Genomic DNA, 15,812 nt, shown 5'->3' with positions numbered 1-15,812 from the left:
ACAGCTTCAGGGTCATGCCCAAGCGCTGGGTGGTGGAGCGCAGCTTTGCGTGGCTGGAGAAGAACCGCAGGCTCTCGAAGAACCATGAGCGATGGCTCAACACCAGCTTGCAGTTCGTTCACTTGGCATTCTTGGCTCTTTTGCTCAGAAGATTGTGAACACGTTCTGAGGCGCAGGCGAGGCGAGGCGAGGTGCAGGCAAGGGTCAGTCTCTTGCCACCCCCGTGACGCCGGGGCTGGCTGCAGGACGGGCCTTGCGGACTCTGCGCGAGCCTTACCGGGGCCACAGCACCCAGAGCTGCAGGGGCTGGCGCAGGCGATGGGCCAGGTCGGCGGCTTCGGGGCTCCAGCCGGCGAAGTAGTCGGCGCGCACGGCCCCGCGGATGGCATTGCCCGTGTCCTGCGCCAGCACGAGGCGGTGCAGACTGGCGGTGGGGCCGCTGGAGCTGAGCCACACCGGCGTGCCGTAGGGGATGCTGGAGCGGTCCACGGCAATCGAGCGGCCCGGGGTAAGGGGCACGCCCTGCGCCCCGCGCGGGCCGGCATCGGCATCGAGGGCACTGATGGGCTCCTCGCGGAAAAAGACATAGCGCGGGTTGCTCCATGTCATCTCCTGCACGAGTTCGGGATGCTGCACCGCCCACGTGCGAATGGCGTTCCAGCTGCCGCCCCGGCCCCCATGGGCACTGACCCAGGCCGAGGGGCTGCGGAAGGGGCGGTTGTTGGTGCCGGCATAGGCGAGCCGCACGTCGCGCTGGCGGCCGTCGGGTTCGGTCACGCGCAGGCGCCCCGAGCCCTGCACGTGCAGGATCATGGCGTCGATGGGGTCGGCCAGATAGAGAATCTCCCGGCCGCGCAGCGTGGACTGGGCCTGGGGGTCGGTCTCGATCTGCTGGCGGGTGAACCACGGGCTGCGCGGTGCCCCGCCCAGCGGCACGCCGTAGATCGGCACGCGGCGTGCGGACGTGGGCCGGCGGCTGCCTTCCAGCACGGGTTCGTAGTAGCTGGTGAGCAGGCCCTGGGCGTTGCCGCCGTGGCTCTCCACCCGGTAGGGCTGCAGGCGCTCCATCATCCAGCGGCGCTTGTCGGCATCGCTGGCGGTGCGCAGGCTGGCCGCCTCGCGACATACGCGGGCAAAGACCGGACCCGGCTTGGCACAGCTGCGCAGCCAGGCGTGCCAGGCCTCCCCGACGCGGTCGTCGGCAAAGCCGGGCACTGCCGTCCAGGGCACAGGCACCCAGCGGCTCGCTCCCTGCTCGATGACGCTGCCCGACACTCCCGGCGCTGCTGGCGTGCGCGAGGGGGTGCTGCTGCAGCCTGCCAGCAGGGCGGACACCACGGTCCCCACGGCTGCCAGGGCACGCCACCCCCAGCCGCCCGCCGTCGGGGTTGCGGCACGGGGGCGTGAGCAAAGCAGGCGCTGCCCCCCGGCAGGCGGGAGCAGGGCAGAGCCGGACAGAGACCAGAGGGAAAGGGCAGGGGCCGAGGCGGGAGTGGAGCGCATGGGCTCTACTGTAGCGAACTTGGCTGGCGCAGGCGTGTCAGGCCGCCAGCACGCGGCGGCTCACCCACACCAGGGGCCGCTCGACCATGCGCTCCACGCCCGGCGGCAGTGCCATGGGCTTGAGCAGCATGCGGGCCGCCTGATCGAGGGGCAGGCTGTGGCTCACGAGCGAGTAGATGCGGCCGCTGATGCGCGGAAAGTCGTCCGGCCCCTGGTCGAATCGGGCCGGTCGGTGCGCCCACACATGCCGCAGGGCCACGTCCGAGTCGCTGTTGCGCATTTCCTGCAGGCGATCCCACAGCACGCGTCCCACCTGCAGGCGGCTGCGGTGGGACTGGGTCTGGAGCGAACGGAAGTAGCGGAAGAAGTACTTGTAGTGCTGGACTTCGTCGGTGCGGATGCGCGTGACCAGATCGGCCAGCACGGGTTCGTCGGTCAGGGCATGGATGGTCTGGTAGTAGGTGGTGGTGCCGGTTTCCACGACGCAGCGCGCGGCCAGCTCCAGCACGCGGTCGCCTTCGAGCTCCTCGGTGGTGCACAGGCGGGAATATTCGGCAAAGAAGCTGTCGTAGGCTGCGGGCCAGTCGAACTCGGGCCACACCGCCTCCACATAGCGGCGCAGGGCACGACCGTGCTGCAGTTCCTCGGGCTCCCAATGCTGCTGCAGCCACTCGGCCAACTCGGGATAGGCAGCGTAGTGCGCCACCAGGTTGCGGGTGTAGGTGTCAGACCCCGTCTCGATGAAGGAGGCACTCGCCAGCATGTAGAACAGGTCTTCGCGGTCGCGGATGCGGGACTGGTCGATGTGGTCGTATGCAATGTCTTCGAGATGCCAGCGCATGCGCGGGACGTGCGAGGGGGAAACGGAGGCTGTGGACGGAGTGGTGGACATGGCAGAGCTCGTCTGGAAGGGCGGGGGTGCGGACGCGGGGCAGTCCCGTCAGGGCGGCTGCCTGCGCGCTGTGCAGGACACGCCTGCCACGTGCACACGCCAGCCGGGAAGGCATGAACCCATTGTGCAGGTGCCCGGGCGCCGATCCTGCGCCCAATGGTGTGCAAATGTGACCATCCTCGCCCAATCCCACGCCGCGTCCACGCCCCGTGCGAAAGGGGCACGGGGGTGGGTGGCGCCGTGGATCGTGACTGGGGCAGGACAGGGCAGGGGTGCGTGACGGAGGCGGCCCGGCCTATACTGGCGTGTGGTGAGGCGGGGCCTGCGCGCGTGGTGTGTCTGCGGGTCCGCTGCCTGTCTTTCTGCAAGGTTTTTTCGATGGCTTCCCCCGCATCTCCCGATACCTCCGCTCCCCATGCCCATGACCTGAGTGCCCGGCTGCACCGGCAGCCGCTGCCCGATGCCCTGCGGGAGGCGCTGGTGCAGCGCTTCGGCCCGCAGTTCAGCGTGGCGCTGGCCGTGCGCGAGCAGCACGGGCGGGACGAGTCGGTGTTCAATGTGCCGCCGCCCGAGGCCGTGGTGTTTGCCGAAACGACGCAGGATGTGGTCGATGCCGTCTCGCTGGCTGCACGCCACGGGGTGCCCCTGATTCCCTTCGGGGCGGGATCGTCCGTCGAGGGGCATCTGCTGGCGGTGCAGGGCGGTATCAGCCTCGACGTGAGCCGCATGAACGCCATCCTGTCCATCCACTCCGAGGACCTCACCGTCACGGTGCAGCCGGGGGTGACGCGCAAGCAGCTCAACGAGGCCTTGCGGCATGAGGGGTTGTTCTTCCCGATCGATCCGGGGGCCGATGCCAGCATCGGCGGCATGTGCGCCACCCGCGCGAGCGGCACCAACGCCGTGCGCTACGGCACCATGCGCGACAACGTGCTGGCGCTGGAAGTGGTCACGGCTGCCGGCCAGGTGGTGCGTACCGGCACCCGCGCCCGCAAGAGCAGCGCCGGCTACGATCTCACCCGGCTCATGGTGGGCAGCGAAGGCACGCTCGGCATCTTCACCGAGGTGACGCTGCGCGTGCATCCCCTGCCCGAGGCGGTGTCGGCTGCCACCTGCATGTTCCCCTCCATCGCCGAGGCGGTGCACACGGTCATCCAGACCATTCAGCTCGGGGTGCCGATTGCGCGCTGCGAGCTCATCGATGCCAACACGGTGCGCATGGTCAACGCCTACAGCAAGACCACGCTGGCCGAGCGGCCCATGCTGCTCATGGAGTTCCACGGCTCTCCCGCCAGCGTGCAGGAACAGGCCGAGACGGTACAGGCCCTGGCGAGCGAGCATGGCGGCGAGGCGTTCGAGTGGGCGTCCACGCCCGAGGAGCGCACCCGGCTCTGGACGGCGCGGCACAACGCGTTCTTTGCCGCCGTGTCCTCGCGGCCGGGCTGCCGCGCGATCAGCACCGACACCTGCGTGCCCATCAGCCGGCTCGCCGACTGTCTGCTCGTGTCGGTGGAGGAGGTGGAAGCCTCGGGCATTCCGTACTTCCTCGTGGGGCATGTGGGGGACGGCAACTTCCATTTCGGCTACCTCGTCGATCCGCACGATGCCGACGAATGTGCCCGGGCCGAGCAGCTCAACCAGGCACTGGTGCGCCGCGCCATCCGCATGGAGGGAACCTGCACGGGCGAGCACGGCATCGGCCTGCACAAGATGCGCTTCCTGCCCGAGGAAGCCGGCGAGGCCGCGCTCGACATGATGCGTGCCATCAAGCAGGCGCTCGATCCGCACGGCATTCTCAATCCCGGCAAGATCTTCGACTGAGGCGCGCAGGGCTCTCTGGCGTGTCTGCGCTGCCGGGAGGCGGCAGCCTGTTGCGCGTCAGGCGGGGGTGTTTCGCAGCAGTGCCAGCAGGGCAGCCGGAGGCGGGCGGCGCAGCGGCCTGAACACGGCAGGGTCTGCACGGAAAGCCGGCTCCGTGTCGGCTGCGGCCCACCAGCCCGGCACGCCCAGTACAGGGAGGTGGGCAAAGGGCTTGTCCGCCAGCCGCTCGGCCGTCAGCGTGCTGGCCAGCCAGGCATCCCAGCGTGCGCGCCAGTCGGTCGCATCCGGGGCACACAGCGAGGCGGGCACCGGGTAGACATGGGCGGTCAGGGCCTTGTAGGGGTGCACCAGCTGTTCGAGCAGCGCATGCCCGAACAGTACCAGCCGCGCCGATTGCCACAGCGGCCGCATGGCCGCCCCGAACAGGTCCGGCCAGCGCTTCCAGGCCAGGGCGTCCCACAGGGCATCGGGGGCCTGCAGCAGGGCCACGTTCTCGTCGAACAGGGTGAGTGCATCGCGCACGGGGCCACGCGTGGCCTGCACGCCGCCCATGCGGGCAAGCTCAGCGGCCTGCAGCGCATTGAGGCGCAGCTTGGTGCGCGGAAAATGCAGCCACATCAGCCCGTTGTAGAAATCGTGCAGGTTGTCGCGCGTGGGCACCTGCCGCGTGTCATGGATGAACTGCTCGTAGGCCATGCCGTCCGGCAGCCGGTGCTGGGGCACGAACTGCACCGGCGCGGCGCAGGGAAACGCGCCCAGAGCCGCCGCACAGGCGCCCTCGGGGTGCCCTTCGGAGCGGCTGCGGAGTTCGCACGGGCCGGCCTGCCAGACCTGCCACACGGCGGGCGCCAGGGGCTGCAGAGGCGCATGCCAGGGAGCCTGCCAGTCCGGTGCGGCAGGGAGACGATCCGCTGCATGCGTGGCAGCAGAGGGCGTGACGGGCAGGGCCATGGGCAGGGTGCGTCCCGGAGAGCCCGGAACACAGGAGAAGGGGGCGGAAATTGTAGACTGGGGGCGCTGCCTTCTCCCGGCCCCCGGCAAGCCGGAACCTTTTCCCCCTGAGTGAGCCCCCATGCCCGCTTCTCTCCTTCTGTTCCTGCATCTCGCGCTCGTGGGAGGCTTTGGGCTGCGCATCCTGCTGCGCGAGGACCTGGCCCCCGATGCGCGCATGGCCTGGATCGTGGTGCTCATGGTGCTCCCCTACGTGGGCGGGGTGCTCTATTTCCTGCTCGGTGAGGTGCACATCGGGCGCAACATCGCACGGCGCCACCGGCAGGCACTCGCCTCCATTCAGGCGCAGCTCATCGACGAGGCCGAGATCCGCCGCGTCATGGGCACTCCCGAACAGGTCGATGCGCTCATTGCGCCCCCGTTTCGGGGCGCCTTCCGCTATGCCGGGTCGATCAACGGCTTTGCGCCCATGCCCGGCAATCGCGCGGAGCTCATGCCAGACGGGGCCACCGCCCGCGCCCGCATGATCGCGGACATGGAGGCCGCCCGCCACGAAATCCACGTGCTGTCCTACATCTGGCTCGACGACGACACCGGCACCGCCGTGGCCGAGGCGCTGATCCGTGCCGCGCGCCGGGGCGTGACCTGCCGCGCCATGGTCGACGGCCTGGGGTCGCGCCTGCTGCTGCGCACACCCCTGTGGCGCGCCATGGGCGAGGCGGGCGTGCACACCGCCGTGGCTCTGTCCATCGACCACCCTCTGCATGTGCTGCTCACCAGCCGCATCGACCTGCGCAACCACCGCAAGATCACCGTCATCGACGGCCGCATCACCTACTGCGGCAGCCAGAATCTGGCCGACGAAGCCTTCCGCATCAAGGCCCGCTACGCTCCGTGGGTGGACATCATGCTGCGCATGGAGGGGCCTGTGGTCACGCAGAACCAGCTCCTCTTCGCCAGCGACTGGATGCCCGCCACCGGCGAGGGCATTGCCCGCTTCATGCGGCCTCAGGAGCCGCTGCCGCAGGGGTTTGCCGCCCAGGTGGTGGCCGACGGGCCCACCGAGCGCAGCCGCGCCACCCCTCAGCTCGTGGCGACGCTCATTGCCGCCGCGCGGCGGCAGCTCACCATCACCACCCCCTATTTCGTGCCGGATGCCACCGTGCTCGAAGCTCTGTGCGCAGCCGCCTGGCGGGGGGTGCAGGTCACACTCGTGCTGCCCCAGCGCAACGACTCGCGCGTGGTCGCCGCAGCCAGCCGCAGCACCTATGTGCGCCTGCTCGATGCTGGCGTGGCCATCCATGAATACATCGGCGGACTGCTGCACGCCAAGACGCTCACGGTCGATGGCGAGATCACCCTCATCGGCTCCACCAACCTCGATCTGCGCAGCTTCGACCTCAACTACGAAAACAACGTCCTGCTGCAGGACGCAGCCCTGACCCAGGCCATCATGGCGCGCCAGCACAGCTACATGGCACAGTCGGATCGCGTGCTGCTCACCCATGTCCAGCAGTGGCCGTGGTACCTGCGTATCTGGAACCACCTGCTCTCCACCATGGGCCCTGTGCTGTAGCGCGGCCGCATGCATGTCCATCGGCGTCCGTCGATGCCGGAGGGGTCTGCACCGGTGGCGGGTGAGCGGGGCATTCAGCCAGGCTGGCGCAGGCGCAGCACCATCAGGCCGAGCACGGCCAGATTCACCCCCAGCACGGCCGCCGCGATGGCACCCGGGCGGTGCAGCAGATGTTCCAGCTCGAAGGGCAGATAGATGGCAGTGGAGAGCGCTGCCAGCCAGGCCGCCCAGCGACGTCCGTGCCACAGTCCCCAGCTCTCCGTGAACCGCATGGCGGCATACAGGGCGGCCACCGCGCCGATCTGTCCGGCATGCACTTCCTGCAGGTGGTCCACCCCCTGCAGCGCCAGACTCGGCCACAGCGCATGGGGGTGCAGTCGCACCCTTCCGGCCAACGCCACGGCCAGCTCGTGCAGACCGCCGTCACGTTCGGCCGTCAGGAGCCCCAGCACCAGCAGCACGACCGCCACCCCCTTGAGCGCCTCGAACCCGGCCACGCTGCGCACCGAGCGCCGCAGCCAGGCAGGGGAGGATGCCGTTGCGTCCGGCATCCGTGTTCCGGGAGCCTCCTGCACGGCGTGCCTTCTCACTTCTTCGGCAGATGGGACTCGATGCGGGCGCGCAGTTCGGTGAGCTGTTCGCCGACCTCTTCCTTCCAGGTGTCGAACTTGGCGAGCCATTCTTCCTCATGGCGCTTGCGCAGCACCGTGCGGGCTTCCTGCGCCGCGACCTCCTCGGCCTCCTGGGCGACCTCGACCTCGCGCATCACGGCTTCGGCCGGACGGCGCAGCACCAGCGCGCCGAGCGTGCGGGCAATGCCGTCGACCACGGCGGTGCCGTCTTCTTCGACACTGGCAAACAGCGCCGTGGAGCCGACGGGCACCGAGTGGCCCATCTGTTCGAGCAGGCTCAGACGTTCGTCCACCGTGTCGAGCGAGGCCAGCGAGCCGAGCGCTGCGCCTGTGGCACCCACCAGCAGCACGCCCAGCGGGCCGGCCATCACGCCCAGCAGTCCGCCCAGCAGCCCGCCCACGAGCGTGGCGTCCACCGGGGCGCCGTCGCTGAAGCCGTCCCGCACCTTGAGTGCGCCTGTCGCGTCGCGGTCGACCACGGCAGCGGTCTTGAGCTGGAGCTTGTCCTGCGCATGGGCTTCCTTGAGCTCGCCCAGTGCCTGATAGGCCTTGCTCGGTTCGCTGAAAGTCAAGAGGATGATGCTGTCCTGCATGGTGTGTGCTCCTGTTCGTAAGGTGGCAGAAAAAAGAAAAAGAAACCTCTCTCCCGGTGGCCCTCTGCGGCGAAGCCTGGGCAGGTGGCCGGAGCCGGGACGGTGGCCCCATTGTGGCCCACCTACTGCGGCAGGCAAGGACAGATGCACAAAGATGCATCTGCCCGAGGGGCTGTCCCTGTCGCGCCTGCTGCCCCCCCCTGGCGGCCCCCTGTGCGATGGCTGGGGGCTTGGAGGGGCGCTGCGGGCAGGGCGAGCCGGCGCTGCACTACAATTGAAAATCAGTGTCTTGCGCCCGCAGGCGGCGCGCGAGGCTGTGCGCAGGTCGCGGCAGGGCCGCACGGACGCGGTGCGTTGCGTGTGATCCCCGGCCCCCTGCTTGTCGGCATCCAGAGCATCCGGAATCACCATGCAAGTCTTGAAAGCACCCCAGGCCCAGGTTTTGAACGCCCTGCAATCGGTTGCGGGCATCGTGGAGCGGCGCCACACCCTGCCCATCCTGGCCAATGTGCTCCTGCGCAAGCATGGCGAAACGCTCCAGCTCATCACGAGCGACCTCGAAATCCAGATCCGCACCACGGCCGAGCTCGGCGGCGATCCGGGCGACTTCAGCACCACCGTGGGTGCGCGCAAGCTCATCGACATCCTGCGCACCATGCCGTCGGACCAGACCGTCACCCTCGAAACCAAGGACAGCAAGCTGCTCCTCAAGGGCGGCAAGAGCAAGTTCACGCTGCAGACCCTGCCGGCCGAGGACTTTCCGCTCGTGCAGGAATCGGCCAACTTCGGCCCCGTATTCAGCGTGCCCCAGAAGACGCTCAAGCAGCTCCTCTCGCAGGTCTCCTTTGCCATGGCGGTGCACGACATCCGCTACTACCTCAACGGCATCCTGTTCGTGGCCGAGGGCAACACCCTGAGTCTCGTGGCCACCGACGGTCACCGGCTGGCCTTCAGCAGCGCCACGCTGGAAACCGAGGTGCCCAAGCAGGAAGTGATCCTTCCGCGCAAGACCGTGCTGGAGCTTCAGCGCCTGCTGAGCGACGCGGACGGCGCCATCGAGATGCAGTTCGCCAACAACCAGGCACGCTTCACCTTTGGCGGCATGGAGTTCGTCACCAAGCTCGTCGAGGGCAAGTTCCCCGACTACAACCGCGTCATTCCCAAGGACCACCACAACCACCTCACCGTGGGACGCCAGCCCTTCCTGAGCACGCTGCAGCGCATCGCCATTCTCACGAGCGACAAGTTCAAGGGCGTGCGCCTCACCCTCGAAAACAACACCCTGCGCGTGGCCTGCAACAATGCCGAGCAGGAAGAGGCCGTGGACGAGCTCGACGTGGACTACGAGGGCGACCCGATCGAGATCGGCTTCAACGTCACCTATCTCATGGACGTGCTGGGCAACATGGGTCAGGAAATGGTCACCGTGGCCCTGCAGGACGGCAACAGCTCGGCCCTGTTCACCATTCCCGACAACGACCGCTTCAAGTACGTCGTGATGCCCATGCGCATCTGAGCAGCGCACCGTTCCCCTTGCTCTGTGGCCCTCCGCGTGGAGGGCGTGGCTGCCGCCCCGGTCAGGGGAGGCAGCTTTTTTTGCGCGCTCGCTCGCACGGCACAGCACAAGGCGAGGCGAAAGCGTTCACGCGCCATCCGAAATGGTGCATGAATCTCCCCTTCGGTGCATGCCGAGCGCCTGGGACACCGACGCTGGCATGGGGGCTGCGCAGCGGCGGGGAGCGTTCGGAGGCACGCCAGCGCCACCTCAAGCGCCGTCTGTCTGGCCCGCAGGGGCCGAAATCTTCCACGTTCCTCTGTCTGTCATGAAGGGAGATGCACGTCATCTGCATCTTTGGCATCGAATTTGCTTGTACTGGTCTACCCAGCAGCACACCGTGGCAATGGCGGGCTGCAATGCACCACTCTGGATCAACTGTGAAGGTATTTTTGACATGGCGAAACCGCGACTGGTACTGATAGGCAATGGCATGGCCGGCATGCGCACGGTGGAAGAGCTGCTGGCACTCGAGCCTGACATGTACGACATCACTGTCCTGGGCGAGGAACCCTATCCCAACTACAACCGCATCCTGCTGTCGCCCGTGCTGGCAGGAGAGCAGCAGGTCGAGGACATCATCCTCAACCAGGTGCAGTGGTATGCCGACCACGGCATCCAGCTCGAACTCAACACCAAGGTGTCCCACATCCACCGCGGCCGCCGCACCGTGGAGACCGAAGACGGACGCCAGTTCCCGTATGACCGTCTCCTGATCGCGACCGGCTCCAATCCCTTCATCCTGCCCGTGCCGGGCGCGGATCTGCCCGGGGTCATCAGCTACCGCGACATCAAGGACACCGAGGCCATGATCGAGGCCGCCCGCGTGTATCGCCATGCGATCGTGATCGGCGGCGGCCTGCTGGGTCTGGAGGCGGCCAACGGCCTCAAGCTGCGTGGCATGGATGTCACCGTGGTGCACATTGCGCCCTGGCTCCTGGAACGCCAGCTCGACGAGACTGCCGCACGCCTGCTGCAGAAGTCGCTGGAGGACAAGGGTCTGCGCTTCCTGCTGCAGAAGCAGACGGCCGAGCTCGTGGCGGGTGAATCTGGCCGCGTGGCCGCCGTGCGCTTCAAGGACGGCGAGGTCGTGCCCGCCGATCTGGTGGTCATGGCCGTGGGCATTCGTCCCAATGTGACCGTGGCCGAGGCGGCCGGGCTGTACTGCAACCGCGGCATCGTGGTCAACGACACCATGCAGACCTATGACCCGCGCATCTATGCCGTGGGCGAGTGCGTCAACCACCGTGGCACGGCCTACGGCCTCGTGGCGCCGCTGTTCGAGCAGGCCAAGGTCTGTGCCAACCACCTGGCCAACTTCGGCATCGGGCAGTACAAGGGCTCGGTGCTGTCTACCAAGCTCAAGGTCACGGGCATCGACCTGTTCTCGGCAGGAAACTTCATGGGCGGAGAGGGTACGGAGGAGATCGTGCTGTCCGACCCGGCCAGCGGCATGTACAAGAAGCTCGTCCTCAAGGACGACAAGTTGGTCGGGGCCTGCCTGTATGGAGACACGGCCGACGGCGCCTGGTACTTCAAGCTCCTGCGCGAACAGCGCGACATCGCCGACATGCGCGAGCAGATGATCTTTGGCGAGACCAACCTCGGCGACACCGGCCACCAGGGCCAGAACCGTGCGGCTGCCATGGCCGATACCGACGAGGTCTGCGGCTGCAACGGCGTGTGCAAGGGCACGATCGTCAAGGCGATCAAGGAAAAGGGCCTGTTCACCATCGACGAGGTCAAGAAGCACACCAAGGCGGCCAGCTCCTGCGGGTCCTGCTCCGGTCTGGTGGAGCAGATTCTCATGAACTGCCTGGGCAGCAGCTACGAGGAATCTCCCCGCCTCAAGCCCATCTGCGGCTGCACCAGCCACACCCACGAAGAAGTGCGCATGGCCATCCGCGAGCACAAGCTGCTCACGCACCGCCAGGTCTACGACTTCCTGGAATGGCGCACGCCCAACGGCTGTGCCAGCTGCCGCCCGGCCATCAACTACTACCTCGTGTCCACTTGGCCCCATGAGGCTACGGACGATCCGCAGAGCCGCTTCATCAACGAGCGCGCGCACGCCAACATCCAGAAGGACGGTACCTTCAGCGTGATCCCGCAGATGAAGGGCGGTGTCACCAGCCCTGAGCAGCTCCGCCGCATCGCCGACGTGGCCGACAAGTACGAAGTGCCCATGGTCAAGCTCACCGGCGGCCAGCGCATCGACCTGCTGGGCGTGCGCAAGGAACAGCTCGTGCCCATGTGGCGCGATCTGGGCATGTCTTCCGGCCATGCCTACGGCAAGTCCATCCGCACGGTCAAGACCTGCGTGGGCAGCGAGTTCTGCCGCTTCGGCACCCAGAACAGCACCCAGATGGGCATCGATCTCGAAACCATGCTGGGCAACATGTGGAGCCCCCACAAGGTCAAGCTTGCCGTCTCCGGCTGCCCCCGCAACTGCGCAGAGGCCAGCATCAAGGACGTGGGCGTGATCTCCGTGGACAGCGGCTGGGAAATCTATGTCGGCGGCAACGGCGGCATCAAGACCGAGGTGGCCCAGTTCTTCGTCAAGGTGAAGACGCCCGAGGAAGTCAAGGAGTATTCCGGCGCCTTCCTGCAGCTCTACCGCGAGGAAGCCTGGTATCTGGAGCGCACCGTGCACTGGCTCGAACGCGTCGGTCTGGACTACGCCAAGGCCAGGGTGCTCGACGACGAGGCCAACCGCAAGGCGCTCTACGAACGGCTGCTTTATGCTCTCAAGGATCTGCCCGATCCGTGGAAGAAGCGCGTGGAAGGCTTCCAGGCCAACGAGTTCACGCCGCTCACCGTGCCGGCCTGAGTATCCGGTCCGTCCGTCCGCATGCCCGGACGGACAGACGGCGCGGACGCGCGGAACCAGGAGGTGCCCCTGTGGGCGCCTCGGCGTTCCGTAGCGGTCGCGGGCACTCCTTTTCTCTGCCGCAGCAGACCTCCCGTAACCCCTGATTCATCCATCATGGAAACCACTCTCAACGCCGACAACCTCTCCTCCGCCGTCCACTGGGTGCGCATCTGCACCGTGGAAGACATCCCGCTGCTGGGCAGCCGGGTGGTGGAGCGCGCCAGCGGCAACATCGCCATCTTCCGTACCGCCGACGGCAACGTCTTTGCCCTGCTCGACAAGTGCCCGCACAAGGGCGGCCCCCTCTCGCAGGGCATCGTCGCTGGCGAAAGCGTCACCTGCCCGCTGCACAGCTGGAACATCGACCTCAGCACCGGCGAGGCCAAGGCGCCCGATGTGGGCTGCGCCCGCCGCTATCCCGTTCGTGTCGAAGCCGGCAGCGTGCTGCTGGCGCTGGAGTAAGGAGTAAGGCCCATGGGCAGCCCCGCGCCGAGCGCTGCATCGCGCATTCCCGACCTGGAAGCCACCGGCACCCAGCCGATCCGTCTCGACCTCCAGACTGACCGAGAGGGGAGCCGGGGCGCCAGACAGGAAATCGCCTCGACCTGCTGCTACTGCGGCGTGGGCTGCGGGGTGCTCATCGAGACCGACGGCGAGCGCGTCACCGGCGTGCGTGGCGACCCCAGCCACCCCTCCAACGCCGGGCGACTGTGCAGCAAGGGGCTCAATCTGGCGCGCACCGCCGCCAGCCTCACCGGGCGCCTGCTCACACCCGAGCTGCGCACCGAGCGCAATGCCGAACGCCGCCCCGTGAGCTGGGACGAAGCGCTCGACCATGTGGCCGACCGCTTTGTCGACATCATCCGCACCCACGGACCCGATGCCGTCGCCTTCTACCTTTCGGGCCAGCTCCTCACCGAGGACTACTACGTCTTCAACAAGATTTCCAAGGGCCTCATCGGCACCAACAACGTCGACACCAACTCGCGCCTGTGCATGTCCAGCGCGGTCATGGGCTACAAGCTCGCCTTCGGTGCCGACGGCCCGCCCAACTGCTACGAGGACATGGAGCTCGCCGACTGCGTGCTCTTTGCCGGCACCAACACGGCCTGGGCGCATCCCATCCTCTTCCGCCGGCTCGAAGAAGCCCGTGCCCGTCGCGGACAGAAGTGGATCGTGGTCGATCCCCGCCGTACCGACACCGTCAGCCAGGCCGACCTGCACCTCCAGATCCAGCCCGGCACCGACGTGGCGCTGTTCAACGGCATGCTCCACCACCTCATCTGGGAGGGCAAGACCGATCCGGCCTACATCGCCGCCCATACCGAAGGCTTCGAGGCCCTCAAGGCCGTGCTGCGCGACTACCCCCCGCAGCTGGCAGCCGACATCTGCGGCATCCGCGTCGAGGACCTGCGCCAGGCAGCCGACTGGCTTGCCGACAGCCCTGCGAGCCTGTCGCTCTACACCATGGGCCTGAACCAGTCGAGCCGCGGCACCGACAAGAATCTCGCCCTCATCCACCTGCACCTGGCCACTGGCCAGATCGGCCGTCCCGGAGCCGGCCCCTTCTCGCTCACCGGGCAGCCCAACGCCATGGGCGGCCGCGAAGTCGGCGGCATGGCCACCATGCTGGCGGCGCACCGCGACATCGCCAACGACCAGCACCGGGCCGAGGTCGCGCAGCAGTGGGGCATCCCCTTCGAGCGCCTGAGCGCCACCCCGGGCCTGCCGGCCATCGACCTGTTCGAGTCCATCCGTTCCGGCAAGGTCAAGGCCGTCTACATCGCCTGCACCAACCCCGCACACTCCATGCCCGACCTGCCCCTCGTGCGGCAGGCCCTGCGGCAGGCCGAGCTGGTCGTGGTGCAGGACTGCTTTGCCAACATCGACACCATGGCCTACGCCGACGTGGCCCTGCCCGCCACCACCTGGGGCGAAAAGCAGGGCACCGTCACCAACACCGAGCGCCGCATCTCGCGCGTGCGTCCGGCCGTGCCGGCCCCCGGCCAGGCCCGTGACGACTGGCGCATCGCCATCGACTTCGGCCAGCGTCTGCAGGCACGCCTGCATCCCGATGAGCCCGATCTGTTCGCCTGGCCCGACCAGGCGAGCCTGTACGACGAATACTGCCGCCTCACGGCAGGACGCGACCTCGACATCTCCGGCCTCAGCCACGCGCTGCTCGACCGCGAAGGCCCCCAGTTCTGGCCCTATCCGGCTGGCGCTTCCACCGGCCAGGCACGCCGCTACACCGACGGGCAATTCGTCACCGCCAGCGGCAGGGCACAGTTCTTCCCCACCGCCTACCAGCCCGTGGCCGACGCCACCAGCGCGCGCTACCCCTTCCACCTCACCACCGGCCGCCTGCGCGACCAGTGGCACGGCATGAGCCGTACCGGGCGTGTGGCGCAGCTCTGGCAGCATGCCCCCCTTCCCGAGCTGTCCATGCATCCACGCGATGCCGCCAGCCGCGACCTGCAGGCCGGGGCCCTGGTGCGTGTGTCGAGCCGGCAGGGCGCCTTCGTCATGCCGCTGGCCGTGACCGAGGACGTCCCCCCCGGCACCGTGTTCGCTGCCATGCACTGGAGCGGGCAGGTGCTCAACACCAGCGGCTCCAACGAGACCATGGGCAGCGCTACCTGTCCGCAGTCCCGCCAGCCCGAGCTCAAGCACACCGCCGTGCGCATCCAGCCGCTCGAAGTGGCGTGGCACTGCACCCTGGCCTGCCATACCTCCGACGTCATCGCGCTCCAGCAGAAGCTGCAGCCCCTGCTGTCGCAGGTCGACTACGCCAGCTTCAGCCTGGCGGGTGAGCAGGTCGTGGTGGTGCGGGCTGCCGCCCTCAAGGCCCATCCCCGCTGGCTGCAGGAGCTGGTGCGGCTGGCCGATCTGCCGGCCGGAGACGACGCCCTCGAATACCGCGACGAGCGGCGCGCCATCTACAAGCGTGCAGGCTGGCGTGGCGACTACCTCGAAGGCGTCGTGATGGCCGGCCCCGAGGCCCCCCAGTGCGATGCCCTCATCGCCCAACTGGTGGAACGCTCTCCCTGGCAGGGACCGCACATCACCGTGTTCGCCGCGCCCCGCGCAGGCGCCGTGGCCGACCGCGTGGTCTGCAGCTGCAAGGGCGTGCGGCAGTCCCAGATCGAGGCGCAGTGGCGCGAGGAACCCGACATGGCCGTGCTCCAGGCCAAGCTCGGCTGCGGCACCGTCTGCGGCTCCTGCAAGCCCGAGCTGCAGCGGCTGTGCGGCGCCATTCCGGTGGCCACTGCCAGCTGATCCGGTCGGGTCGGCAGGGCAGGCCGCAGCCTCCCTGCAGGCCCGCTGTTGTGGCCGCTCGGGCCAGCGGCTGGCGTGCTCGGCGCAGGAGGCACGGTGACTGCCCCGGCAAGTGGCCCAACCCCTTGCCGCCGCACG

Annotated in this window: 12 protein-coding genes; 7 read left to right on the top strand and 5 right to left on the bottom strand. The window is 68.1% G+C overall.

All coding sequences use genetic code 11. The features are described from left to right. Window positions 1-158 (top strand): transposase (locus ACE3P9_RS04840; protein WP_374492152.1); only part of this gene is annotated, 158 nt, incomplete at its 5' end. Between the two features lie 115 nt (window positions 159-273). On the opposite strand, the gene ACE3P9_RS04835 is transcribed toward ACE3P9_RS04840, so the two are convergent. After that, window positions 274-1,503, bottom strand: coding sequence for a murein transglycosylase A (locus tag ACE3P9_RS04835; protein WP_374492140.1), 1,230 nt, complete (start codon window positions 1,501-1,503; stop codon window positions 274-276). Window positions 1,504-1,540: 37 nt separating this feature from the next. Continuing rightward, the gene (locus ACE3P9_RS04830; protein ID WP_374492139.1) at window positions 1,541-2,395 is read right to left on the bottom strand and encodes a ferritin-like domain-containing protein; all 855 of its coding nucleotides are present in this window, start codon (window positions 2,393-2,395) and stop codon (window positions 1,541-1,543) included. Between the two features lie 378 nt (window positions 2,396-2,773). On the opposite strand from ACE3P9_RS04830, the gene ACE3P9_RS04825 reads away from it, so the two are divergent. Beyond that, on the top strand, window positions 2,774-4,216 hold the full coding sequence (locus ACE3P9_RS04825) for an FAD-binding oxidoreductase (protein WP_374492138.1): 1,443 nt from the start codon (window positions 2,774-2,776) through the stop codon (window positions 4,214-4,216). 57 nt (window positions 4,217-4,273) lie between these two features. Here ACE3P9_RS04825 and ACE3P9_RS04820 read toward each other — a convergent pair whose 3' ends face one another. Beyond that, on the bottom strand, window positions 4,274-5,167 hold the full coding sequence (locus tag ACE3P9_RS04820) for a DUF3025 domain-containing protein (protein ID WP_374492137.1): 894 nt from the start codon (window positions 5,165-5,167) through the stop codon (window positions 4,274-4,276). 121 nt (window positions 5,168-5,288) lie between these two features. On the opposite strand from ACE3P9_RS04820, the gene cls reads away from it, so the two are divergent. Further along, complete coding sequence (cls, locus tag ACE3P9_RS04815) at window positions 5,289-6,743, top strand: cardiolipin synthase (protein WP_374492136.1); 1,455 nt, start codon at window positions 5,289-5,291, stop codon at window positions 6,741-6,743. Between the two features lie 74 nt (window positions 6,744-6,817). Here cls and ACE3P9_RS04810 read toward each other — a convergent pair whose 3' ends face one another. Next, window positions 6,818-7,294, bottom strand: a complete 477-nt coding sequence (locus ACE3P9_RS04810) for a DUF2127 domain-containing protein (protein ID WP_374492134.1) — start codon at window positions 7,292-7,294, stop codon at window positions 6,818-6,820. 35 nt (window positions 7,295-7,329) lie between these two features. After that, the gene (locus tag ACE3P9_RS04805) at window positions 7,330-7,968 is read right to left on the bottom strand and encodes a hypothetical protein (protein WP_374492133.1); all 639 of its coding nucleotides are present in this window, start codon (window positions 7,966-7,968) and stop codon (window positions 7,330-7,332) included. 409 nt (window positions 7,969-8,377) lie between these two features. On the opposite strand from ACE3P9_RS04805, the gene dnaN reads away from it, so the two are divergent. The 4 genes from dnaN (at window position 8,378) to ACE3P9_RS04785 (ending at window position 15,674) form a co-directional block, all read left to right on the top strand. Then, a complete protein-coding gene (dnaN, locus tag ACE3P9_RS04800; RefSeq protein ID WP_374492132.1) occupies window positions 8,378-9,484 on the top strand; it encodes a DNA polymerase III subunit beta in 1,107 nt (368 codons plus the stop codon). A 436-nt stretch (window positions 9,485-9,920) separates the two neighbouring features. Beyond that, a complete protein-coding gene (nirB, locus tag ACE3P9_RS04795) occupies window positions 9,921-12,353 on the top strand; it encodes a nitrite reductase large subunit NirB (protein WP_374492131.1) in 2,433 nt (810 codons plus the stop codon). 156 nt (window positions 12,354-12,509) lie between these two features. Continuing rightward, entirely contained in the window at window positions 12,510-12,857 is a 348-nt protein-coding gene (nirD, locus tag ACE3P9_RS04790; protein ID WP_374492130.1) for a nitrite reductase small subunit NirD, read from the top strand. A 12-nt stretch (window positions 12,858-12,869) separates the two neighbouring features. Continuing rightward, window positions 12,870-15,674 carry a molybdopterin-dependent oxidoreductase gene (locus ACE3P9_RS04785; protein WP_374492129.1) on the top strand — a complete coding sequence of 935 codons (2,805 nt, stop codon included), beginning with the start codon at window positions 12,870-12,872 and terminating at the stop codon, window positions 15,672-15,674. Window positions 15,675-15,812 lie beyond the last annotated feature (138 nt).

This window comes from Allobrachymonas sp. (genome assembly GCF_041912815.1).
Lineage (GTDB): Bacteria > Pseudomonadota > Gammaproteobacteria > Burkholderiales > Burkholderiaceae_C > Brachymonas.
This window is presented reverse-complemented; position numbering and strand designations above follow the sequence as displayed.

Coding starts and splice junctions, on each gene's coding strand:
- ACE3P9_RS04830 (WP_374492139.1), bottom strand. CDS start 2,395: ATGTCCACCACTCCGTCCACAGCCTCCGTTTCCCCCTCGCACGTCCCG.
- ACE3P9_RS04810 (WP_374492134.1), bottom strand. CDS start 7,294: ATGCCGGACGCAACGGCATCCTCCCCTGCCTGGCTGCGGCGCTCGGTG.
- ACE3P9_RS04785 (WP_374492129.1), top strand. CDS start 12,870: ATGGGCAGCCCCGCGCCGAGCGCTGCATCGCGCATTCCCGACCTGGAA.
- nirB (WP_374492131.1), top strand. CDS start 9,921: ATGGCGAAACCGCGACTGGTACTGATAGGCAATGGCATGGCCGGCATG.
- nirD (WP_374492130.1), top strand. CDS start 12,510: ATGGAAACCACTCTCAACGCCGACAACCTCTCCTCCGCCGTCCACTGG.
- cls (WP_374492136.1), top strand. CDS start 5,289: ATGCCCGCTTCTCTCCTTCTGTTCCTGCATCTCGCGCTCGTGGGAGGC.
- ACE3P9_RS04820 (WP_374492137.1), bottom strand. CDS start 5,167: ATGGCCCTGCCCGTCACGCCCTCTGCTGCCACGCATGCAGCGGATCGT.
- ACE3P9_RS04825 (WP_374492138.1), top strand. CDS start 2,774: ATGGCTTCCCCCGCATCTCCCGATACCTCCGCTCCCCATGCCCATGAC.
- ACE3P9_RS04805 (WP_374492133.1), bottom strand. CDS start 7,968: ATGCAGGACAGCATCATCCTCTTGACTTTCAGCGAACCGAGCAAGGCC.
- ACE3P9_RS04835 (WP_374492140.1), bottom strand. CDS start 1,503: ATGCGCTCCACTCCCGCCTCGGCCCCTGCCCTTTCCCTCTGGTCTCTG.
- dnaN (WP_374492132.1), top strand. CDS start 8,378: ATGCAAGTCTTGAAAGCACCCCAGGCCCAGGTTTTGAACGCCCTGCAA.